18 protein-coding genes and 1 pseudogene are annotated in these 22,774 nt (G+C 72.9%); 10 read left to right on the forward strand and 9 right to left on the reverse strand.

Translation table 11 applies throughout. From position 1 onward, the window contains the following. Positions 1 to 20: 20 nt before the first annotated feature. Positions 21 to 980, reverse strand: a complete 960-nt coding sequence (locus ACZ597_RS30845) for an FAD binding domain-containing protein (protein WP_471337079.1) — start codon at positions 978 to 980, stop codon at positions 21 to 23. Continuing rightward, on the reverse strand, positions 977 to 3,547 hold the full coding sequence (locus tag ACZ597_RS30850; protein WP_471337082.1) for a molybdopterin-dependent oxidoreductase: 2,571 nt from the start codon (positions 3,545 to 3,547) through the stop codon (positions 977 to 979). Before ACZ597_RS30850 ends, ACZ597_RS30845 begins: the two co-directional genes overlap by 4 nt. Positions 3,548 to 4,184: 637 nt before the next feature. Between ACZ597_RS30850 and zwf the strand changes: the two genes are divergently transcribed. Both zwf and ACZ597_RS30860 read left to right on the forward strand, forming a co-directional pair. Beyond that, positions 4,185 to 5,678 carry a glucose-6-phosphate dehydrogenase gene (zwf, locus tag ACZ597_RS30855; protein WP_471337085.1) on the forward strand — a complete coding sequence of 498 codons (1,494 nt, stop codon included), beginning with the start codon at positions 4,185 to 4,187 and terminating at the stop codon, positions 5,676 to 5,678. A gap of 444 nt (positions 5,679 to 6,122) precedes the next feature. After that, the gene (locus ACZ597_RS30860; RefSeq protein ID WP_471337088.1) at positions 6,123 to 6,818 is read left to right on the forward strand and encodes a hypothetical protein; all 696 of its coding nucleotides are present in this window, start codon (positions 6,123 to 6,125) and stop codon (positions 6,816 to 6,818) included. A gap of 129 nt (positions 6,819 to 6,947) precedes the next feature. On the opposite strand, the gene ACZ597_RS30865 is transcribed toward ACZ597_RS30860, so the two are convergent. Continuing rightward, positions 6,948 to 8,186 carry a GNAT family N-acetyltransferase gene (locus tag ACZ597_RS30865; RefSeq protein WP_471337091.1) on the reverse strand — a complete coding sequence of 413 codons (1,239 nt, stop codon included), beginning with the start codon at positions 8,184 to 8,186 and terminating at the stop codon, positions 6,948 to 6,950. A 575-nt stretch (positions 8,187 to 8,761) separates the two neighbouring features. On the opposite strand from ACZ597_RS30865, the gene rph reads away from it, so the two are divergent. Beyond that, positions 8,762 to 11,425 (forward strand): rifamycin-inactivating phosphotransferase, encoded by a 2,664-nt coding sequence (gene rph / locus ACZ597_RS30870; protein WP_471337094.1) that lies wholly within the window; start codon positions 8,762 to 8,764, stop codon positions 11,423 to 11,425. 127 nt (positions 11,426 to 11,552) lie between these two features. Here the strand turns inward: rph and ACZ597_RS30875 are convergent. The 4 genes and pseudogenes from ACZ597_RS30875 to ACZ597_RS30890 form a co-directional block, all read right to left on the reverse strand. Further along, a pseudogene (locus tag ACZ597_RS30875) lies at positions 11,553 to 11,753 on the reverse strand (hypothetical protein); the annotation flags it as partial. 109 nt (positions 11,754 to 11,862) lie between these two features. Next, positions 11,863 to 13,734, reverse strand: a complete 1,872-nt coding sequence (locus tag ACZ597_RS30880) for a hypothetical protein (protein ID WP_471337097.1) — start codon at positions 13,732 to 13,734, stop codon at positions 11,863 to 11,865. Positions 13,735 to 14,141: 407 nt separating this feature from the next. After that, the gene (locus ACZ597_RS30885; RefSeq protein WP_471337100.1) at positions 14,142 to 14,597 is read right to left on the reverse strand and encodes a hypothetical protein; all 456 of its coding nucleotides are present in this window, start codon (positions 14,595 to 14,597) and stop codon (positions 14,142 to 14,144) included. A gap of 131 nt (positions 14,598 to 14,728) precedes the next feature. Further along, positions 14,729 to 14,992: a hypothetical protein gene (locus tag ACZ597_RS30890; protein WP_471337103.1), complete on the reverse strand. Its 264-nt coding sequence runs from the start codon at positions 14,990 to 14,992 to the stop codon at positions 14,729 to 14,731. 428 nt (positions 14,993 to 15,420) lie between these two features. On the opposite strand from ACZ597_RS30890, the gene ACZ597_RS30895 reads away from it, so the two are divergent. Then, a complete protein-coding gene (locus tag ACZ597_RS30895) occupies positions 15,421 to 15,954 on the forward strand; it encodes an excalibur calcium-binding domain-containing protein (protein ID WP_471337269.1) in 534 nt (177 codons plus the stop codon). 105 nt (positions 15,955 to 16,059) lie between these two features. Here the strand turns inward: ACZ597_RS30895 and ACZ597_RS30900 are convergent, their stop codons facing one another. After that, positions 16,060 to 16,947 (reverse strand): LysR family transcriptional regulator, encoded by an 888-nt coding sequence (locus tag ACZ597_RS30900; protein WP_471337105.1) that lies wholly within the window; start codon positions 16,945 to 16,947, stop codon positions 16,060 to 16,062. A 60-nt stretch (positions 16,948 to 17,007) separates the two neighbouring features. Between ACZ597_RS30900 and ACZ597_RS30905 the strand changes: the two genes are divergently transcribed. From ACZ597_RS30905 to ACZ597_RS30925, 5 genes are all read left to right on the forward strand, one after another. Beyond that, positions 17,008 to 17,217, forward strand: coding sequence for a hypothetical protein (locus ACZ597_RS30905; protein ID WP_471337108.1), 210 nt, complete (start codon positions 17,008 to 17,010; stop codon positions 17,215 to 17,217). Further along, positions 17,210 to 17,854: a hemerythrin domain-containing protein gene (locus ACZ597_RS30910; protein WP_471337111.1), complete on the forward strand. Its 645-nt coding sequence runs from the start codon at positions 17,210 to 17,212 to the stop codon at positions 17,852 to 17,854. The genes ACZ597_RS30905 and ACZ597_RS30910 overlap by 8 nt, the downstream gene beginning before the upstream one ends. Before the next feature lie 163 nt (positions 17,855 to 18,017). Continuing rightward, positions 18,018 to 19,019, forward strand: a complete 1,002-nt coding sequence (locus tag ACZ597_RS30915; protein WP_471337113.1) for a GNAT family N-acetyltransferase — start codon at positions 18,018 to 18,020, stop codon at positions 19,017 to 19,019. Between the two features lie 73 nt (positions 19,020 to 19,092). Beyond that, a complete protein-coding gene (locus tag ACZ597_RS30920) occupies positions 19,093 to 20,328 on the forward strand; it encodes a glycosyltransferase (RefSeq protein WP_471337116.1) in 1,236 nt (411 codons plus the stop codon). Then, positions 20,325 to 21,071 carry an SAM-dependent methyltransferase gene (locus ACZ597_RS30925; protein WP_471337121.1) on the forward strand — a complete coding sequence of 249 codons (747 nt, stop codon included), beginning with the start codon at positions 20,325 to 20,327 and terminating at the stop codon, positions 21,069 to 21,071. Before ACZ597_RS30920 ends, ACZ597_RS30925 begins: the two co-directional genes overlap by 4 nt. A 170-nt stretch (positions 21,072 to 21,241) precedes the next feature. Here ACZ597_RS30925 and ACZ597_RS30930 read toward each other — a convergent pair whose 3' ends face one another. Beyond that, complete coding sequence (locus tag ACZ597_RS30930; RefSeq protein WP_471337124.1) at positions 21,242 to 21,757, reverse strand: RICIN domain-containing protein; 516 nt, start codon at positions 21,755 to 21,757, stop codon at positions 21,242 to 21,244. A 326-nt stretch (positions 21,758 to 22,083) separates the two neighbouring features. Here ACZ597_RS30930 and ACZ597_RS30935 point away from each other — a divergent pair, with 326 nt between their 5' ends. Further along, positions 22,084 to 22,662: a maleylpyruvate isomerase N-terminal domain-containing protein gene (locus ACZ597_RS30935; RefSeq protein ID WP_471337127.1), complete on the forward strand. Its 579-nt coding sequence runs from the start codon at positions 22,084 to 22,086 to the stop codon at positions 22,660 to 22,662. Positions 22,663 to 22,774: the final 112 nt, after the last annotated feature.

Raw genomic sequence — 22,774 nt, forward strand, 5'->3', positions numbered from 1 at the left:
CCACCTCGGCCCTCGCGCGGTCAGACGCCCGCAGGCGCGGCGGCCCGTTCCAGGGCTTCGAGGACCGTGTCCCGGAACAGGGTGGTCTTGTAGCCGGTCTGCGGCAGGGGCCTGCAACGGGCGAGCACCGTCGCGGCAGCCGCGGAGAGGACCTCCGGGCGGGCCTCCCGGCCGATCAGGGAGGACTCCACCTCCGGCAGCCGCAGCGGTACGCGTGCCACCCCGCCCGCCGCGACGGCGGCGTGCGTGACCGTGGTGTCGTCGAGCACCAGTCGTACCGAGGCCTCGACCAGGGGCCACTCGGCGTGGGCCCGGCTGATGGCCCTGTGGTAGCCGGCGCGTTCGCCGGGCCACGGGGCCGGCAGGCGGACCGCCGTGACGATCTGCCCCGGGGCGAGCAGGTGGTCGGCGCGGAAGAGGCCGTCGCCGTCCCCGTACAGCGCGGCCACGCCGCGCGGGGATTCGCCGTGGACCTCGGCCTGCGCGTCGTAGGTGAGCATGGCCACCGCCAGGGTCGACGGGTGCGGGGTCACGCACGGGCCGTCGCCGCACACCACTCCGAAATGGTGGTCGCCCTGGCGCGCGGGGCAGTCGTTCCCGCCCTTCTGGAAGCAGGAGACGTGCGGATTGCGGTAGTACCAGCAGCGGTTGCGCTGGAGGAGGTTGCCCCCCAGCGTTCCGGCTGCGCGGATCTGCGGGGTGGCCGCGGTCCCGGCCGCCGGCGCCAGCGCCGGCCAGCCGTCGCGCACGCGCGGGTCGGTGGCCAGCTCGGCGAGGGTGGTCAGGGCGCCGATCCGCAGCCCGCCGCCGGGCAGCGGCGTGATGCCGTGCATCTCGCCGGAACCGCCGAGGTCGGTGAACGGTCCGGGGGAGATGCCGGTGCGCTGCCGGGCGGTGGTGTCGGTCCCGCCGGCGCGCAGCTCCCCGCCGCGTGCCAGGACGGCGGCCGAAAGGTCGGCCAGGGCGGACTCGTTGCTCATGCGAGCGGTCCTTCCAGGATCCGGTCGGGCCGGATGGGCATGTCGTACGGGCGCCGGCCGGTCGCGTCGTGCACCGCGTTGGCCAGGCACGCCGCGGTGGGCAGGGTCGCGATCTCGCCGAGACCGACACCGCCGCCGGGGACGTGGCCGAAGCCCTCCTGGTGGAAGTGGACGGTGATCTCGGGGGTGTCGCCGATACCGGGGATGCGGTAGTCCTCCAGGTTCTCCGTCAGCACCCGGCCGGTGACCGGGTCGGTGCGCCGTTCCTCGTACAGGGCGTAACCGATGCCCTGGACGACGGCGCCCTCACACTGGCTGCGGGCCAGCCGCTCTTCGTGGATGCGTCCCGCGGCGATGCCGCTCCACACCCGCAACGGACGGACACGGCCGAGGCGCGTGTCCACCTCGACCTCGGCGACCTGCACCGATCCGGTGAAACCACGGCCGATCGCCACCCCGCCCATGGTGAGGCCGAAGGGGGTCACGAAGCCCCGGCGGTCGCGGGGGCGGCGGCCGGTCACCCGTAGGCCGTGCGCCGTGTCCAGGCGGGCGGTGACGTCACCGCCGCCGAGCGCCTCGCGCAGTCGCCGGGCGGCGTCCGCGGCGGCCGGCACGAGGGAAGGCGTCGTACGGCTGCCGCCGGAGGTCGGGCCGTGGACGGCGTCACTGTGGCCGACCTCCGCGCGCACCCGGGCCTCCGGAACACCGAGGCCCTCGGCGACGGCCCGGTGCAGCACGGTCCGCGCTCCCGTGCCCATGTCCTGCACCGCGCAACGGGCGACGACGACCCCGTCCTCGACGGTGAGCTCGACCTCGGTGACGGGATCGAGGAAGTAGAGCCAGTTGGCCGCCGCGACGCCCACCCCCCTGCGGAAGCGTCCGGTGCCGCCGCGGGTGCCCGACCAGACCGGCAGGGCGGCGGCCCAGTCGTACAGGGCGTGCCGTCTGGGGTTGCCGTCCCAGCGCCGGCGCAGGGCGATCGGGTCCTGGCCGAGCCGGTGGGCCATCTCGTCGACGGCCTGTTCCAGGGCCCAGCACATGGTGGGTCCGCCCGGGCCGCGGAACGGGGCGCCCGGGGGCCGGTGGGTGACCGTGTCGAAGTCGCGCAGCCGGCGCGGGGCCTTGCCGTACACGAACCGGGCCAGGGCGGCGACGGTGCCGCCGACCGCGATCCCGCCGTCGGTGTCGACGTCCATGGCCAGTGCGCTCAGCCCGCCGTCGGCGTCCGCGGTCATCGCCAGCCGGATCCGGGTGCCGGGCCGGTACCCGCCGTCGACCAGCTCCTCGTCCCTGTCCAGCACCACCCGTACGGGCGCGTCGTGCAGCCGGGCCAACTCGACCGCGGCGACGACGTCGGAAGTCAGACCCATCTTGCAGCCGAAGCCACCACCCACGTGGACGGCCTTCGCCACCACCCGGTCGGCGGGCACCCCGAACCGCTCGGCCGCCAGCACGGCCACCTGCTTCACCGCCTGCGTGGACACCTCCAGATGGAGGGTCCCGTCCACCCACCGGGCCAGGCAGGCGTGCGGTTCCAGCGGGGTGTGCGTCTGCGCGGCGGTCGTGAACACGGCCTCCACCAGCCGCTCGGGGCTGCGGGTGCGGGCCTCCAGGATGCGGCGTACGGCCGTGGCGGGACGCCTGCTCATGGCGGACGGGCCCCGCAGGTTGCCCCGCCAGCGCGCGGGCACCAGCTGGGGGGTCTCACCCGATCCCGGGGCCCGACCGCGCGCCGCCTTGTCCTCGTAGACGAGCGGCCCCTCGCCGGTCCGGGCCTGCCGGGCGTCCAGGGCCGCGGGCAGCACCTCGTAGTCCACCCGCACCCGCGCGGCCGCCGCCAGCGCGCCGGCCCGGTCCGGCGCGGCGACCGCGGCCACCGGCTGACCGACGTAGCGCACGACACCGTCGGGAGGCAGCAGCGACACCAGCGGCACGTCTCCGGCCTCCAGGGAGCGCACGTGCGCGTGCGCGTGCGGGGACCGGATGATCATCCCGTGCAGCAGTCCCCCGGGGCGCTGGTCCGTGGTGTAGCGGGCCGACCCGTCGACCTTCTCCGGGGCCTCGACGCGCGGGACCGCAGGCTCCGGCCCGCCGGCCGGCGCCGCGTCGTAGTCACCCGCGCACGCCGCGGCCACCGCGCCGATGATCGCCTCGTACGCGCCGCACCGGCACAGGTGGCCCGCCAGCGCCTCGCAGATCCGCTCCCGGCCCGGGCGGACGGGTCCGTGCGCCGCCCGCCACCGTTCGAAGAACGCCGCCGCCTCGACGACGAACCCCGGGGTGCAGTAGCCGCACTGGAGGGCGTCCCCGCCGGCGAAGGCGCGGGCCACCGGGTGGTCGGACAGGCCCTCCACCGTCGTCACCCGCCGACCGGCCAGCAGGACCGCCGGCGTCACGCAGGACACCCGGGGGTCACCGTCGACCTGGATCGTGCACGCCCCGCACACCCCGCCCCCGCAGACCAGCTTGGTGCCGGTCATCCCGAGCCGGTCGCGCACCACCTCCACGGCTGCCGGGTCATCGTCCACGTCCACCACGCGCCGGGCTCCATTGACCTCGAACTCCACGAGACGTACTCCTCGGCTGTGAGGGGGCGACCGTGGGCTCTCACGCTCACCTTCACGCTCCTTGATATCCCGCTTACGGGCCCGGCGCAGTTCGGCGCGCGAGCACGGGGTGCGGGACGGCGGCCGGCGGTGTTCGCAGACCCGCGGGGGCGGGCCCGTCGTCGTGCGTCGGGACCGCCCCCGCCCGGCGCGCTACTTGGCGAAGCGCCAGGTGACGTCGATCTAGCCCTTGTCGAGCGGGCGGCCTGCCGGGCCGCCCGGGCGGAACCGCGGACACGGTCGCCGCAGCACGCGCCGCCGGGCTCCCCGTCGAGGTCGTACCGGCCTGACCCGCCGAGCGGACCGTTCCGAACGCCGTCCGTCCACGGCCCCGACCGGGGCGCGGCCCCCGCAGGCCCACCCCGGCGGCGCCGCATCCGGAACACCTCGCGTCCCTCCTCCCGGCTCGTCCGTACGGGCGACGGCGGCCCCGGGGACGCCACCGTTTCGGACGGGCCGGAGTGCCGGACCGGCCGGAAGTCCGCAGAGTGGGCCCTGAGGACGCACGGCCGCCGCCCGGGGCGGGAACGCCAAGGGGCCGGGATCGCGCCGGCACATCGCAGCACCCGGGCGCCAACGGGACGAGTGAGGACCCCCTATGACCCAGCCCGCCCAGTCCCTCCCCTCCGACGGCGAGCCGACCGGTTCCGACCAGCCTCCCGCGGACCACGTCATCATCCTGTTCGGCGCCACCGGAGACCTCGCGCGGCGCAAACTGCTGCCCGGGCTGTTCCACCTGGCACGGGCCGGGCTGATGCCCCCGCGCTACCGGATCATCGGCACCGCCCCGGCCGCCGGGGCCCCCACCGGCGAGGAGTTCCGCGCCCACGCGCGGCAGGCCGTCGCGGAATTCGGCCGCTCGCGGCCCGAGGGCCCGGAGTGGGACGCGTTCGAAGCCGCCCTGTCCTTCGGCACGGCCGACACGGGAGCCGCGGAACCCCTGATGGCGGCGGTGCGGGAGGCCGAAACCGCCCTGGGGGGCCGCCCGCGCCGGCTCTTCCACCTCGCCGTGCCCCCCGTCGCGTTCGGCTCGGTCATCGCCCTGCTGGGCGACACGGGGCTCGCCGAAGGAGGCCGGGTCATCGTCGAGAAGCCCTTCGGCACCGACCTCGCCTCCGCCCGCGCGCTCAACGCCGCCATCCACGCCGTCTTCGACGAGTCACGGGTGTTCCGGATCGACCACTTCCTCGGAAAGGAGGCCGTCGACAACGTCCTCGCGCTCCGCTTCGCCAACGGCCTCTTCGAACCGCTGTGGAACCGCGAGCACATCAGCCACGTACAGATCGACGTACCCGAGCACATCGACATCCAGGGCCGCGCGCGCTTCTTCGAGGGCACCGGAACCTTCCGCGACATGGTCGTCACCCACCTGTTCCAACTGCTCGGGTTCATTGCCATGGAACCCCCCGTCGCCCTGGAAGGGGACGCGCTGCGCGACGAACAGGTCAAGGTCTTCCACAGCATGCGCCCGCTGGATCCCGCCCATGTCGTCCGGGGCCAGTACACCGGCTACCGCGAGGAGCAGGGCGTCGACCCGGCCTCCGACACCGAGACCTTCGCGGCGCTGCGCGTCGGCATCGACAACTGGCGGTGGGCGGGGGTCCCGTTCCACCTCCGCACGGGCAAGGCCCTCGCCGAAGGCCGGCACGTGGTGACGCTCGGCCTGCGAGAGCCGGTCCTGCGGATGTTCCCGCTGGACGTCCGGGCCACCGCCGACGGCCGGAGCAACGAGCTTGTCATCGACTTCGGAGACCCCGGCACCATCACCGCCCGCTTCCTCGTCAAGGAACCCGGCCCGTCGATGTGGCTCGCCGACGCCGCCATGGTGTTCGACTACCGCACCTCGTTCGCCGCGCAGAACTCCCTGGAGGGATACGAACACCTCCTCCTGGAGGCCATGCGGGGCAACCAGGCCCTGTTCACCCGGTCCGACGGCGTCGAACGCCTCTGGGAGGTCGCCGCCCCGCTGCTCGACGCGCCCCCGCCGGTCGAACCGTACGCCCCCGGCAGCTGGGGCCCGGACGGCATCGAAGCCCTCGTCGCCCCCTACCGCTGGCACCTGCCCGAACGTGGCGACGCCACGCCCTCGTAGCGCGTTGGCGGCCGGTCAGCCGGTACACGAGGACGAACTCCCCGTACGGGTGGGTGCCGTGGCCGTCCGCGGTCTCGTCGAAGGCCCCTGCGCAGGGTGCGCAGATGGTCCACGGTGAGCTGGAGCGGCGGTTCGTCCGGCTGGTGCACGGTGCCGCGGGCGTAGTCCTCGCCCGCCGTGGTGGTCATCTCGACGTGGCAGCCCAGGGCATCGGCGCTAGCTCACCCTGGCCGAGCTTCTGGTCCGGCTGGGGAGCTACGGTCTCGGGCTGACGTGGAAGGCGCGGATGTTCGACGATCAGCCACACCCCGCGTTCGCCGACGGGACGTACGGGTCCTCCGGCCGGCAGACCGAGGCCCGGACAGCGGTCGTCGCCCGATCGGCCCCGCAGGGCGGGGGTGCGGGCGGCGGTGATGGGACGCTGGGGGTGAGGAGGCGGGTGCGGTGGCTGTCATGGACTCCCTGGTGCTGTTCGCCCCGTTCTTCGTGCCCGTGGTCAGCGGCCTGGTGGGTGGGGTCAGCCTCCTCATCCGGGACCGGCGCGAGGCGCGGAGCGCCGACCACCACTACCGTCGGCAGCTGGAGAAGGCACAGCTGGAGGTCCAGTTCATCACCGGCTGGATCCAGGCCAGGGAGCAAGCGGGAACCGGCGGCCCGGACCCGGGCCCCGACCCGGCCTGGGAGCCGGGCCGCTGGCTGGACGACTGCTACGCGTCGGTGCGCCGCGCCCAAACGGATACGGGGGCCCGCAACCGGACGGGGCCGGTATCGCTGCGGCGCCTGCTCCTGCTGGGGGAACTGAGCGGCCCCGCGAAGGGCATGCGGGTCGTGTACTGGATCTCGCTGGCCCTGTTCAACGTGGCGCTCGCGTGGTGGGTGAACGCACTCGTCTCCGGCGTACCGGGCTTCATGCACGAGGAGGGCCTCGACGAGTCCGAGGAGATCGGTTCGTACCTGGTGGCGGCGTGCATCCTCTTCGTCCTGTCGGCCGTCATGTGGGTGTGGACGGTCCACCTGGGCGCGGCGGAACCATCGCAGGTCTACCGCAAGCGCATCGACTCGGACGCCTGGGCGGAGCAGGAGCGCAGGAGGCGCGAGGCCGCCCGCACGAAGGCGGACCGCCGCCGGCCCACAGGCTGACCGGCCCCCTGTCCGTCAGGATCAGCACGACGGCGCGCCGCGAGCCGAGCGCGCCGTTCCCCGAATCCGGCCAGGCCCATCCGTCGCCGCCTCGCCTTCGACTGACCCCGGCGACGGTGCACCGCCAGGTCAGAACCAGTGCAGGCAGTGCGGGGAGCGCTCGGTCCGGAACAGGGCGTCGGCGAGGGCGGCCGCGCCCGGGTGGTGGGCCCTGATGTGCCCGGCCCGCACCAGGGTGCTCGGGGCGGTGCCGCCGAGGTAGACCGAGCCCAGGTCGCCCACGTCCAGGGACAGGTCGGGCTCCCGGTCCGTCGGGACGCAGTCGGCCTTGCCGTCCCGGACGGTCAGCAGGTGGCGGCCGTGCTCGCCGAGGAACCGGTCCTCGACGTCGAGGACGATCTCGCCGTCCGCGAACCAGCCGCGCGCGGTCAGCGCCCCCGGGACGTCCAGCAGCCGCACCCAGAGCCAGTCGTCGACTCCCGTCACCTCGCCGGCGCGGAAGTCCTCGAACTGCCAGCGCAGCGGGTGGTCGATCGGGACGTGCTTGATGGAGACCTGGTCGACGAGGTCGTGGTCGAACAGGAACCGGGCCAGGGCCGTGTGGACGGCGTCGTCGGCGGTGATGATCTCGTCGACCTTCATGGTCCGCGAGCCTCCGGGCTCGATCGTGTAGCTCGCGTACCCGTCCGGGACGCCGTCGGCGTCCCGGTGGACGGCGACGTACCGCGGCGCGGGAGATATCGGGGGCTGTCCCGCGCGCAGGGACCACCAGCGGTGCGGGCGGGACAGCGCGCCGGGCTGTGAGCGGCGGTACCGGTCGTAGACCTCTTCCAGGACTTCTCGGCAGTCGCTGCTCCGCACCACCTCGATCGAACCGCTCGCCGTGCCCGTGGCCGGTTCGTCGGTCCCCCCGCGCGCCCGGGGAACGGCGAGTGCCGCCCGGTGGCGCGGCACCGTCAGCCCGGCCCTGTGCGTCGCCGGCGCGTAGCCGAACCTGCGGTAGATCAGGGCCTCGGAGGCCAGCAGCACGGAGAGGAACTCCCCGCGGGCGCGCAGCTCGGCGAGCTGGTGCCGCATCAGCGCACTGAGCGCGCCCTGGCGCCGGTGGGAGGGCAGGACGCCGACGGCGGTCACCCCGGAGACGGGGACGAGGACCTCACCGGGCAGGGTGAGTTCGAAGGAGTGCGCACCGGCGGTGCCGACGGGCCTCCCGTCCGCCGTCACGGCGAACAGGCACCGCTCCATTTCGAGCGCCGACCACCACTGCCCGCCACCGTCGACCGGAGGTTCCGGGTGGAACCCGAACGCGGCGAGCATCGTGCCGACGAAGACGTCGTAGTCCTGGTCGGTCGTATTACGGATCTCCACGTGTGCCGCTGCCTTCCCCGGATGCCGGCACCACCGCTCGGGTGCCCCCGCCACAGTGCAACGCCGACCCGCAGCCGGGGCAACCGAATTACGGCCTGGCCAGGCCGGCATGCAGGGGGCTCTGCCCGGTGCGGCGGGGTGGTGAGCCCTGGACTGTGAGGCCGTCCTGATCCCAGCTGCGCAGCCCATGACGGCGGGCGGCAAAAAGCAAAGGCAGGGAGAGCGCTCTCCCTGCCACTTCCAAGCTATAGCGCACTGGGGGGCTTGTGGCAAGACCCCTGTCCCAGCGCAGAATCGTCGCTCGAAGCCACGAATCGCGAAGAATGGGGCCAACGAGTGCGAGTGCTGTCGTTGTCGACGTACGGGGCAGGCGGGGCCGTCAGGCCGGTCGCAAGACCGGCAGCGCAGTTGCGGCGATGGGCGCTCGGCGCGGAGCGGCCGGGCGAATCGCCCGCAGGAACGCGGCCAGGGGCCGGGGCGCGCTCGACGACGGCGTCGACCGCCTGGGCGGCGCCGGCGCGTGGAGCGGGCGCCTCGGCGCACCGTACGAGCACGATCGCCCCGGAGGCGTCGCGATGACCGAACAGTACGTGTGGGATCTTCGAGAGGGCGATGCGGCGCAGGTCGCCCTCATCGGCGGCAAGGCCGCGCACCTGGGCGAGCTGTCGCGGATCGGGGGTGTCCGCGTCCCGGAGGGTTTCTGCGTGACGACGGACGCATTCCGGCGGATCCTGGCGGAAGCACCGGCCGTCGAGGACGGGATCGACCGGTTGCGGCGCGTGCACCCGGGCGACAGGGAAGGCATCCGCACGCTCAGCGGGGAGGTTCGCCGGGCCATCGAAGGGATCCCCGTCCCGGAAGACATCGTGACGCGGATCACCGACGCCCTCGCCCGGTTCGGCGAGCGGGCGGCCTACGCCGTGCGGTCCAGCGCGACGGCGGAGGACCTGCCGTCTGCTTCCTTCGCCGGCCAGCAGGACACGTATCTGAACATCGTGGGGCCGACGGCCGTCCTCCGGCACATCAGCAGGTGCTGGGCCTCGCTGTTCACCGAGCGCGCGGTGACGTACCGCCAGAGCAACGACATCGACCACCGTACGGTCCACATGGCCGTGGTCGTGCAGCAGATGGTCTTTCCGCAGTCGGCCGGTGTCCTGTTCACGGCCGACCCCGTCACGGGCGATCGGAAGGCCGCCACCGTGGAGGCGGGCTTCGGGCTCGGCGAGGCCCTGGTGTCCGGCCTGGTGAACCCGGACGTCTTCCAGGTGCGGCACGGCGAAGTCGTGGCCAAGGCGATCGGCGCCAAGGAGCGTGCCGTCCGCGCCCTGGCTGCCGGCGGTACGCAGGAGGTGGCGATCGACGCGCAGCGGCAGGAGCAGCCGACGCTGACGGACGCGCAGGCCGTGCGGCTCGTCCGGCTCGGACGACGGATCGAAGCACACTTCGGACGGCCGCAGGACATCGAATGGTGCCTGGCCGACGGCGACTTCCACATCGTCCAGAGCCGGCCGATCACGACGCTCTTCCCCGTGCCCGTGCCCGTGCCCGTCCCCGTCCGCGGCGACATCGCCCCCGCTGCCGGGACCACCTCGGAGACCAGCGACCACGAGAACCGCGTCTACGTCTCCGTCGGCCACCAGCAGATGATGACCGACCCCATGAAGCCCCTCGGACTTTCCGTGTGGCAGCTCACGGCCATGGTGCCGATGCACGAGGCCGGCGGCCGGCTGTTCGTCGACGTCACCCGGCGGCTGGCCTCGCCCGCGAGTCGGGCCGGGCTCCTGGACATGATCGGGCGAGGCGATCCGCTGGTCAGGGATGCTCTGGAGACCGTCCTCGACCGCGACGGCTTCCTCCCCTCGCCACCCGAGCCCCCCACCCCGGCTCCCGGCGGGCCGCCGGCCGACCGCGCGCCCGCCCCGCTCGAAACCGATCCGGCCGTCGTCACCGAGCTGGTCGAGCGCAGCCGTCATTCCCTCGCCGGCCTGGAGCGGGACATCCGGACGAAGACCGGACCGGAGTTGTTCGACTTCCTGTCGGACGCCTTCCAGGAGCACAAGCGGCTTGTCGGTGATCCGCGGAGCCTTCAGGTCATCATGGCGGGGATGGAGGCCACCTGGTGGCTCAACGACAACCTGCGGGCGTGGCTGGGCGAGAAGAACGCGGCCGACACGCTGACGCTGTCCGCCCCCGGCAACGTCACGTCGGAGATGGGACTGGCGCTGCTCGACGTCGCGGACGTGATCCGTCCGTGGCCTGAGGTGGTGGCGTTCCTGCAGGGCGTCGAGGACGACGCCTTCCTGGACGCGCTGGCGAAGCTGCCGGGCGGGTCCGAAGCACGCGACGCCATCGAGGACTACCTCAGCCGTTACGGCATGCGCTGCGTCGGCGAGATCGACATCACGCGGCCGCGTTGGCGCGAACGCCCCGCCACGCTCGTACCCGTGATCCTCGACAACGTCAGGAACTTCCGGCCGGGCGCCGCCGAACGGCGCTTCGAGCAGGGGCTGCGGACGGCGCGGGAGAAGGAGCAGGAGGTGCTGTCGCGATTGCGGGCACTGCCGGACGGGGACCGGAAGGCCGACGAGACCAAGCGGATGATCGACCGGGTCAGAACCTTCATCGGGTACCGGGAGTACCCGAAGTACGGCATCGTCAGCCGCTCCTTCATCTACAAGCAGGCCCTGGTGGGGGAGGCCGAGCGGCTCGTGCGGGCCGGCGTGCTCGCCGAGAAGGAGGACGCCTTCCACCTCACGTTCCAGGAGCTGCGCGACGTCGTACGCTCGCAGCAGGTGGACGACCGGCTCATCCAGCAGCGCAAGGTCGCGTTCCGGACGTACCAGGCGCTCACACCTCCCCGTGTTCTCACATCGGACGGCGAGGCCCTCACCGGGTCGTACCGGCGCGACGACGTACCGGCAGGCGCACTCGCCGGCCTGCCCGTCTCCGCCGGGACCGTCGAGGGACGGGCCCGCGTCATCCTCCACATGGCCGACGCCGACCTCGAAGCCGGCGACATCCTGGTCACGGTCTTCACGGACCCCAGCTGGTCGCCGCTGTTCGTCGGCATCACGGGCATGGTGACCGAGGTGGGCGGGCTCATGACCCACGGCGCGGTGATCGCCCGGGAGTACGGCCTGCCGGCCGTCGTGGGCGTCGCCCAGGCCACCCGGCTGATCCGGGACGGTCAGCGGATCCGCGTGCACGGAACCGACGGGTACGTCGAGCTCCTGGACTGACCCCCCCCCGCGAAGCCCCACGCGACCCCCGGGGTGCCGGGCGGTGGCCGTCGTGCCCTCGCGGCGCCCGGGCCCGGCTGACCGCGTCCCCCGGGTACGGCGGGGAGACGGTCTTGTCGTAGGTGTCGAGCATCAGCCCGCGCACGCCGTCGTCGAGCTGCTTTGCGATGCTGCGCGACTGGTTGCGAGGCGGCAACAGCTTCACCGGGTCGTAGGCGTAGGAGTTGTGGGTGGTCGTCCACGTCCACTGGTCCAGGCGGGCGTTGCCGTACTTGCTGTCCGACGCCGAGGCCGAGGCCGCGTTCGCGGTCGTAGGCGTCGGCAGCATCGCGACCAGGAAGAGGAGCGAGAGGACTGGCACGGCCAGCCCCGACACCGCTCACGCTCGGGAATCCCGCCGGCGTCCGGCCATCCCCCGGAAGCCGGGTCGCCCACGACTAGTTCGCCTCGATGGCGGTCAGCGCCTCCCGGACGGCAAGGAGCAGTTCCTCGTCCGCCGGGATGCCGCCGTAGCGGCGGGGCGAGGAGGCGACGTCGTGGAGTACGGGCAGGGCTGCCGCCGCCGGACGGCCGATCGCGCCCAGAACCCGCACGGTCCGCAGCACCAGTGGGGTCACCGAATGCCGGACCAGCGGTTCCAGCTCCGGCAGCAAGGCCTCCACGGCCGGTGGCGCGTCGCCTGTGATCCGCCACCAGGCCTCGGCGGCGCCGACCCGGCTCCACTGTCCGGGGCACGTCAGCAACGGCCGTACCGCGTCGGCATGCCGGGCCGCCCGCGGGCCCAGACCGGCCAGATGGCGCAGCACTGGTTGTCCGAGACCGGCCCGGACCGCTGCCCCGCACACCCGCAGGGCGGGTTCCGGGTCTCCCGTGACGCGCCAGTACGCCCAGGCAGCCGTCTGCGCACCGCCGTGCCACGGGTGCCGACCCGGCCCGGGACCGGCGGTGACGAGTGCGGCGAGCGGACCGGCCGCCTGCCCGGTCGCGGCGGCCGGGCCGATCGCCCCCAACGCCTCGGCCGCCGCACGGGCCACGGGGGTGTCCAGCAGCCCGACCAGCTCGGGCACCGCCGGCGCCGCCACCGGACCCCACTCGGCGAGGGTGCGCAGGATCCTGGGGACCGCGTGGCCCTGCCCGCCGCCGGCGAGCCGTCGGCGGAAGACCGGCAGCAGCTGCGGGGCCCAACGAGCGGGCAGCGGGGCGACATCGAGCCAGTGGCTTCCGAGGCGTGCGGCGTACCAGCCGGCGGCCCGGTCGTCGCCCATGCCGACCAAGGCCCGCAACACCAGGTCGGCATCGCCCGCGCATGCGACGCCCCCGGACCGCTCGACGTGGCGGACCAGCAGGTCCGCGTACGGGGCCGCCGCCGCGCCACCGTCAGCGAGGACCTTGGCCGATACGGAGGCCACGGCCGGCTCGTCGTCGAGTCCGGCTGCGACCGCCGCCCAGAGTTCCGGCGCCCCGCCGCGCCAGTACCCCAGCCGCGCGCCCGCGGCGAGCACGGACGCGCGGCGGAGCTCCGCGTGCCGGTGGCCGGCCACCGCTTCGATCAGTGCCGCGGATTCGGACGGGTGAGGCGCCGACAGCTCCGCGAAGCGTTGCACCGGCTGGTAGCCGAGGGGCCACCACGGTACGTCAGGGAGGCGCTCCTTTCCGGCGGCCGCCAGCCCGCGGGCGACCGCCCGGCCCGCGGCGCCGTCCGCAGTGTCCGCGCCACCGGATGCCAGCACGCCCCGCGCGGCAGCCAGGGCGACCAGCGGATGCCCGTGGTCCAGCCAGGGCAGGAACCACTCCCGGTCCTCCGACAGCTCCCCGACCGCCAGTAGCTGGGACACGAGCGCTGTCGGATCGTCCTCCACGGCGGCCCGCTGCCGCAGGGCGTCGACCGCGGCCGTCTCCTTGCAGCGGATCGAGCGCAGGACCCAGGCCGCACCGGTCCGCACGCCCTCCGCCCGATGCGGGATCAGGGGCACCACGTGGGGCCAGGCGTTCGTGAACAGCTCGTACGCCCTGCGGTGCACACCGACGGAGCTGCGGCAGGCGCCATGGCCGCGCCGCGCCAGGAAGTCGAGAACCTGCACCAGCCGACGCTCGTCGAGCTGCGGGAGCAGGACGAGGAGGTGCGCGACGGCGTGGGCGAAGAGCGGGGTGTCCGTCCTCCAGCCGAGTCTGTCCTCCAACCGCAGCCACGACTCCCGGCGTTGCCCGAGAGTCACCAGCCCGCGCAGCAGACCCGGCATCTCCTCCCCGCCCGCCGGCACCTCTTCCAGCACGTGCCAGGCCACCGCCCCGGCCCCCCGTTCGTCCATGCCGCGGATCCTAGACCAGCTCATTGGATCAGGTCGGTGTGCGGATGCTCTGGGGAAGCCGGGCATGTGCAGATCTGCATGTTGTCCGTGCTCCCTCCTTCTGCCCGCGTCGGCTGCGAGGGGTCCTGGCCCCTGCATGCGGTCTGCCACCTGCACGGTCGCCCTCACCACGCCCGCGCGGCGCGCGGTACCGGTTCTCGCCGCGGTGCTCACCGTCACCGTCGCCGCGGCCGCGGCCGCGGTCCTGGCCCGGCACCGACGGCATCGAGGCGACCTCACGGATCTGCGGCGCCCCGGAGGATGTCGACGGACTGGCCGTCCTGACAGCGGGGGAGTCCGGGGCGTCCCGGCTTCGCCGTCCTCGACGCCTGCATCGGCTTCACCGCGATCAGGGCCGCAGCCCGCTGTCAGATGGTCGCTCCGGACATCCGAGCGTGCGCGATGCCTCCGTCCTCGTAGTCGAGTTCGACCCACACCGAGTCCGTGAGCCGGTGGCCGTCCTCGTCCGTGAACGGTACGGGGGTCGGCTGCAGGGCGGCGCAGACGTCGGCGTTTGCGCAACCCGGGCGAAGCTCAAGGCCCGGATAGGAGGCCCGCAGCCACGCTTCGGTGGCGTCCCGGGGCGCGCGGAAGTCCAACTCGTACGAAATGCTCAGCCACTGGCCCGTGGTGCAGCGTCGGTCGTGCGTCCCGTCGGGCAGTCGGGCGGCCCGGAGGAAACGGGCAGCCTCGTCGCAGGACACCCTCAGACTGCCCGTGACGGCTGATACCACCTGGGACACGTACCAGCCGCCACCCCCCAGTCCGGCTGCTGCGACGGTGGCCGCGAGCCATATCGCGATGCGCTGGCGTCGTCCGGACATGGATGGAACCTCCTGGTCAAATGCACTTGAACATGTTCAATGACGCGGCTAGACGATCTTCGGTTCCGCTGCACCGGCAAGATCCCAAAGAAGCCCTCCCGGGAATGGCCGGAATCGCGGTGCCCCCGGACTCAAACCTGTCCGCCAACAGGAACAAGCCCAGGACCCGACGCTGACCGAAACGCCGGAAGCTGGCTGCCGGGCAGGCCGGCCGCGAGGTTCTTCTCCGCCAGGGCCTCGATGGCTGCAGGACGGACGGTCTGCGAGGGTTCCGCGGTGACCGGTTCGCCGTAGGCGCCGAGCCGGAACTCGACCGGCGTCGGGGCGAACGCGGCTACGTCCACGACGAGCTTGCGCGGATGGGGCTTCTCGCCGACCTCGACGTACGCGGTCACCGGGTTCCCGTCCTCGCCCCGGCGCACGGGGACGCGGTGGGCCGCCCCCCACGCCGCCTTCCGCCCCTCGCTCGACCTGGGGCCGGCAACTGGTCTGCCGGCAGCGGTGACCACATGCCTGGTCGGGGCGTTGGTCTCCTGTGTTCGTGTCTGACGCCGCTGCCGGCCGTGGTGTGGGGTGCCGGCGGCAGTGCCCGGGCTGTGCGGCCGTCTCCGGGGGCCGAATCTGCCCGGCCGGCCCCCGGGGCATGCCGTATGCGCGGGGTCGGGCCTGCCGTCTCGTTCCGTCTGGAGAATCCGTGTATTCACATCCTGGTCCCGTTCCCCCTTCGCCGCCCGCGGCGGGCCGCTGGCATCCCGTGCTGGCCGTCCCGGCCGTCATCGTCGCCACGCTGGTCGTCCCTCCGCTCGGGGCCGCACTGGCGTTCATGGCCCGCTGGGGAAAGACGGGCAAAACCCTCACCGTGGTCCTGGCTTCCATCTGGTTCGTGGTCCTGGTCGCGGCTGACCCCGACGCGCGAGCGCCTGAGGACGCCAAGCCACGCCCGACGCCGGTCGTCACGACGACTGCCACGGTCACGGCCACAGCCACGGCCCCACCCCCCACGGCCCCGGCGGCGGCGTCCCCGTCGGCGACCGTGACGGCTTCGCCGACGCCACCCCCACCGGCAGCCGCTTCCCCTTCCACCCCCTCCGGGACGGTGCCTCCTGCCGCCCGGCCGCGTCTGCCCCAGCCACCACCGCGCCCGCCGGCGGGCGTGAACAACAGCGTCCAGGAGTTCGACGATGCCCCCGCAGGCTCTTCTTCCTCCGGCGGCGGTTCCGGCCAGGAAAACGGTGTCGCTGTCTCTTACCGGAACTGCACCGCTGTGCGGGAGGCCGGGGCTGCTCCGATCCGGCGCGGAGATCCTGGCTACGGCCGCCACCTGGACCGCGATGGCGATGGTGTCGCCTGCGAGTGAGGGTCTGCCGCTGCCCGGACGCCTGGACGGGGGGCGGCCCCGCGCAGCGGGGCCGAGCCCTCGGTCAGGGCTCGTCGCCGGCCGTTCCTCGCGCCGCAGGCCGCGTCAGAAGTGGAACACGCCGAGGTCTTGGACCGTGTCGGCCAGGGCGCGGATGAGGTCGTTCTCGGCTCCGGTCCGCCAGACCAGGGCGAAGGACATGGCCGACAGGTCGGGGATGGGAAGCCATCGGACGTTCGGCATGCCCCAGTACTCGGTGACGTGGCTGGGGAAGCCGTGGATGATCTCGCCCGTTCCGACCAGGTTGATCAGTTCATCGGCGTTGGTCACGAGCTGGGTGCGCTCGATCGTCCGGCCTCTCGGGGTGTGGAAGGGCAGGTAGCTGTCCTCCCAGTAGTCCGGCATGTGGGGAGCGGTGGCGTGAGGGAAGTCGGCGAACATCTCCAGCGGCACGGAGGCCCGTCCTGCGAGCCCGTGGTCGGCGGACACGGCAAGAACCCGTGAGTCGGTGCACAGGGTCGGCCCGACGGTAAAGTCCGGCTCTTCCACCGGCAGCCAGGCGACGACGACGTCCATGTCACCGGCGCGGAGCCGACCGAACAGATCGCTGAAGGGCGCCGGACGGATCTGAAGTCCCCATTGCGGGTAGCGTGCGCGGAACGCCTTCCAGTAGGGGTGCAGATCAACGACGTTGAAGGGCATCATGCTGACCCGGAGCTGTGCCGTGATGCCGCGGGCGGCCAGCCGGGCGCGCTCCAACGATTCGTGCAGGCCCGTATAGACCGGCTGCAGATCGTCTCGGAGCTGCCGGCCGACCTCCGTCAGGGACACGGTGCGGCTGGTGCGGGTGAACAGCTCGGCGCCGATGCGCCGTTCCTGCTTCTTGATGGCCTGGCTGACACGCGCCTGGGAGACGTGCAGCCGATGAGCCGTCCGTCCGAAGTGCAGCTCCTCCGCCAGTACCAGGAAGATCTCGATGTCCCGCAGCTCCACCGGCTCCCCATCCCCTCTCAGTCGATAACCCGGTGGTTAACGAACCGCGCGGAAGGTACCTTGATCACGATTGCGGCCGGCACGAAGGTTGAGGGCATGCGATCACCTGTTGCCCCACCTGACGCGGTGGCGCGCGGCGTCCCTGACGGACTGTGGGAGCGGCCGTCCGCGCTGATCCTGTCGATCGGCGTGACCGACATGTTCACCTGCCGCGCCACAGGGGTCCTTGAACCGCCGCAACGAGCTGGAGGCGCCGCCGGCCATGAGTGATGACATCGACCTCACGGCGACGTACGCGATGCACGACGCCCTGCGCCGGGAGCTGGCCCATCTGGACCGGATGACCACCGGCACGGACCGTGACGCCCGGCAGTTACCGGCGACTGCCGGATGGGCACTGTTCAAGAAGGCTCTCCGCGCCCACCACAGGGCCGAGGACGAAGTGCTGTGGCCCGCGCTGCGCAGCCGTCTCCGCGGCCGCCCGAAGGACCTGGTCCTTCTGGAGGCGATGGAGGCCGAGCACGCCGCCATCGACTCGCTGATCAAGGCCATCGACGCGGCGCTCGCCGACCCCGAGGCCGACCAGCTGCGGTTGGGCGTTCTGGCCGACGCGCTGGTCACCGGCCTGGCCGGGCACCTCAAGCACGAGGAGGACGCGGCCCTGCCGCTGATCGGGCGGGTGCTGACAGCCGAGCGGGGGAGCCACTTCGTCCGGGTCCAAGCCCAGTTGCTCGGCCCGGACACGCCGCTCTTGCTGCCGTGGCTCCTGGACGGCGCCGACGAGCCGACGGTGGAGAAACTGCTCGCTGCCCTGCCGCCATCCGTTCGCGCCGCCTACACCGCCGAGTGGGCCCCGGCCTACACGACCCTGGACCGCTGGAGTCCCGGCAGCGCCCCCACGCACTGACACCGGTGACCGCGCCCCGCAGAGCGTCGCGTCGGCCGGTGTCGCAGGGCCCGACGCCACCCCGTCAGGGTGGCCACAGCCCCCGCAGTCGTGCGTACGGCATGTACGCACCGTCCGGAATCCCGGACTTACGTTCCCGCAGAAGACCCTTGGAGACATCGCCTTGCCCGAGCACATCCGCCTCACCCCGCTCCACGACATCTCGGCCGGCGACGCCTTCGCCTGGTACCAGGTCGTCGCCGCCTCCATGGCCCACGACCTGCCGGACGTACCGACGCCCGGCCCCGAGCAGATCCACGCCCAGCTCACCAATCCCACCCGGAACAGCCACCGGCTGACCTGGCTGGCCACCGGGCCGGACGGCGATCCGGTCGGAGTCGCGGGCCTGCGGCTGTTCACCTCCCCGGGGCGCGATCACCTGGCCGAGCTGGAACTCCACGTCGATCCCGCGCACCGGCGCCTGGGTGCCGGGTCCCTCCTGCTGTCGGCGGTCGTGGCGGCCTGCCGCGCCGAGAACCGGCGCAGCCTGATCGTCGAAACGGCGGCCGACAGCCCGGGGCAGGCCTTCTGCGAGCAGCGGAAGTTCCGCCAGGTGCTGGCTCTCGACCACCTCCTGCTGCGCCTGGAAGAGCTGGAGGAGGACGCCGTACGCCGCACCGCCGATGCCGTGCACCCCGGCTACCGGCTGACGGGCTGGACCGGCACGGTTCCCGACGACCTCGCGGCCGCCTTCGCCGCAGCCAAGAACGCGATGAACGACATGCCCGTCGGAGACATGGACTACGGCACCGAGGAGTGGGACGCCGACCGCGTACGGACCATGGCCGAGGTGGTCGCCGACCGCGGCGACACCCTGCTGACCCTCGCCGCCGTCCACGACGACGGCACCATGGCCGGATACACCGAGATCCTCCTCCCGCAGGGCCTGCCGCCCCGGGCGCAGCAGTACGACACCGCCGTCGTGCCCGCCCACCGCGGCCACGGCCTCGGCCTGTGGGTCAAGTCAGCCATGGTGCGCCGACTCCTCGCCGAACACCCCGGCGTCGTCGAGATCGAGACGGACTGCGCCGAGGAGAACGTCCACATGCTCGCGGTCAACCACGCCCTGGGATTCCGCTCCTACCGGCGCACGCGCGAGTTCCAGCTCGACCTGCACGCGAGCTGACCTCCGTACCCGTGCTCACCTCCCCACCGAAGCCGCCGCCCATGGCGGAATCCAAGAAACGAGAGATACGACCATGCGCGTGTTGTTGATGACGTACGGGTCGCGCGGGGACGTCGAACCGATGATCGGCCTCGCGGTGCAGTTGCGGGCACAGGGCGCGGAAGTGCGGATGTGCGCACCTCCCGACTTCACGGAGCTGCTGGACGAAGCCGGCGTCCCCCTGACGCCCATCGGCCCGCCCCTGCGCCCGATGGTGAAGGGGGCGGTGCCCGGCGCTTCCCCGCAGCCCCCGTCGAGCCTGCCCCAGCGTGCGGCCGAGATGGTCGCCACGACCTACGACGCGCTCGCCCCGGCGGCCGAGGGCCATGACCTGATCGTGGCGACCGGCTTGATACCGGCCGCGGCGGCCGCGCGGACCGTGGCCGAGAAGCTGGGCATCCCCTACGTGTTCGTGGCCTGTTTCCCGACGTACCTGCCGTCGCCGCACCACCCGCCACTGGTGTGGCCGGGCCGCTCCGTCCCGCCGGAGGTGACCGGCAACCGGGCGCTGTGGGACCTGAACACCGAGCACATGAACGAAGTGTTCGGCCAGGGGATCAACGGCCACCGGGCGTCGATCGGCCTGCCCCCGGTCGACAACGCCCGCGACTACGTCCTCACCGACCGGCCGTGGCTTGCCTCGGACCCGGTCCTGAGCCCATGGCCGGAGCCCGCGGACCTCGACGTGGTACAGACCGGCACGTGGTTCCGGCCGCAGGGCGAGCGTCCGCTCCCCTCCGATCTGAACGCGTTCCTGGAGGCCGGCACACCCCCGGTATACGTCGGATTCGGCAGCATCCCCATGCGCGACCCCGAAGGCATCGCCAGGGCGGCCGTCGACGCAGTCCGCGCGCAAGGCCGCCGGGTACTCCTCGGGAGCGGCTGGGCCGACCTGGCCCTGACCGGCGACCAGGACGACTGCTTCGCCATCGGCGAGGCCAACCATCACGCCCTGTTCCCCCGGGTGGCCGCGGTCGTGCACCACGGCGGCGCCGGCACCACGACGACAGCAGCCCGGGCGGGCACGCCCCAGGTGGTGGTACCCCAGTTCGCGGACCAGCCGTACTGGGCCGGCCGGGTGGCCGAACTGGGCATCGGAGCGGCTCACGACGGCCCGGTCCCGACGTCCGAGTCCCTGTCGGCCGCACTCAGGACGGCACTCGACCCCGAGACCGCGGCCCGTGCGAAGGCCGTCGCCAGCGAGATCCGCACCGACGGGACGTCAGTGGCCGCGAAGCTGCTCCTCGGCACGAGCGAGCCGCGTCGGTGAACCGCGAACAGATCTCCGGCATCGCGCACGCCGACCACCCGGTCAAGTCCCCGCTCGACGACGACTCGGTCAACGCCCTGCTCGAACGCGCCCTCCCGCGGGGCAACGAGCGCGTGCTCGACCTCGGCTGCGGCACGGCGGAATGGCTGCTGCGCGCCCTCGCGGCGCACCCGCACCTGTACGCCGAGGGCGTCGACGTCTCCGAAGTCGCCCTGAAGCGGGCCCGCCGGGCCGCGAGCGAACGCGGGGTCGGCGAGCGCCTGGTCCTCCACCACCACGAAGCCGCCGACTTCGTCTCCACACAGCCGTTCGACCTGGTGATCAGCATCGGCGCCACGCACGCCTTCGGCGGACTGCTGCCCACCCTCGCGGCGGCCCGCGAGCACCTGGCCCCCGGCGGCCGCGTCCTGATCGGCGAGCCGTTCTGGGACCGCACCCCTTCACCGGCGGCCGTCGAGATGTTCGGCGACCTCGACGACCTGGCGACCACGGTGGACCGCGTCGTCGCCGACGGATGGACCCCGGTCCACGGCCACGTCAGCACCCGCGGCGAGCTGGACGCCTACGAGTGGGCCTGCTGGGGCTCGCTGGCGGCATGGGCCCTGGACAACCCGGCCGATCCGGCCGCCACCCACGCTCTGGAGACGGCCGACACCCAGCGTTCGCGGTGGCTGCACGGGTACCGGGACAGCTTCGGCTTCCTCTGCCTGGTCCTGCGCCAGACCCCTTCGTCTAGAGCGTGATCATCACGGCCACGCCACCGCTTCGGCCTCTTGCCGCTCCCGCCTGCGTGGGCGGTGGGCAGGGTCTTCGAGCGGTGGCCGTCCCTCGTGCCCAGCGCATGGACACTGGTGAGCAAGACGGCGCGTGAGCCCCGGGGAACGGAGCAGTTCCCCGAGGCGCGCCGGCCGGACTAGTACCAACGCTGGTTTTCGCCCCAGTGGCAGTCCCACTGGGTGGCCGGGGCGCCGTTGTCGACGCGCCAGCCGCCGATCTCCAGGCATTTGCCGCTGTTCACGTTGACCAGGGCCACCGTGTAGTCGCTCGTGGCGCGCAGCTGCCACAGCTGGTTGGCGCCGCCGTGGCAGTCCCACTGGTCGATGGCCGCACCGTTGGCGGTGGACCAGCCCTTGACCTCAAGGCACTTGCCGCTTTGGGCGTTGTAGATGAGCCTGGCGTTTCCGTGGGGGGCTCCGAACCATTGCTGGTTGGCCCCGCCATGGCAGTCCCACTGGTTGACTGAGGCGCCGTTGGCCGTGGACCACCCGCTCACCTCCAGGCACAGCCTGCTGTTGAGGTTGAGCAGCAGGTCCCACTTGGACAGGTCCACGGCGGCGGCGGGGGAGGCCGGCAGGGCGACCGAGATGAGCAGGGCGCCGACGGCTGCGCCCACGGTACGGCGGACGGACTTGATGATGTTCAGGCGCACGAAGAAATCCCCCTATACGGCGGGTCACGGCCCGCGAAATCGAGGCTGACCATACTTGATCTTGCTGCTGTCACCAAGGCGTCTCATGCCTCGGTCGTTGCCGACGGCAGGAACGGCCGTAGCCGGTCCCGCCCGGCATCCGAACTCGTGCGCCCGTGGTGGCCGGGCTCGGTCAGTGCCACGCCTGCCACCGCCGAGATGTCCGCCGGCGGATGGTCGGCAGCGCGGCCTCGGCGTATGGCGCGCGGACTGTCGTGCGGGCGTGCGGTTCGCACCGGCTGCCGGTCGGCTCGCAGCCCGGATGGCCGCAGGATTAGCATGGCGGGATGCGCTACGCGGACAACCGGGATGTCGAGGCGGCCGTGGCCGAGATGGTCCGGGTGCTGAGCCCGCACGAAGCGGATGACTGGACGGTGCCGGCGGGTTCGCTGGAATGGAGCTGCCGGACAACGGCCGCACACGTCGCTCACGACCTGCTGGCCTACGCCGGGCAAGTGGCGGCGCGCCCCGCGGATGCCTACCTCCCCTTCGACCTGACCGTCCACCCCGATGCCTCCCCGCGCGAGGTACTCCAGGTGGTCATGGCCTGCGGAGGACTGCTCAGCAGTGCCCTGGCCTCGGCCGACCCCGGGGCGCGGGCCTGGCATTGGGGGCCGTGCGACCCGGAGGGCTTCGCGGCGATGGGCGTTGCCGAGATCCTGCTCCACACCCATGACATCACCACGGGGCTCGGGGTGCCGTGGCGGCCCGCGGAGTCGCTGTGCGCGGCGGTGCTCGGCCGCCTCTTCCCCGACGCGCCGCCCGGCGACCCGGACCGAGTCCTCCTCTGGTGCACCGGCAGGGGCGAGCTCGACGGCCGCCCCCGCCGCACGTCATGGACCTGGCAGGCAGCGGTACCTGGCTGATCGGGCCAGACGGGCACGGAAGGGGAACCGAGCCCGAGCCCGGCGTGTCGCTGGGGAGGACGGTGAAGGCGCGGCGGAGATGGGCCCGTTGTGGTGGTGCCGGGGAGGTGCG

This window comes from Streptomyces sp. NPDC040718 (genome assembly GCF_055593565.1).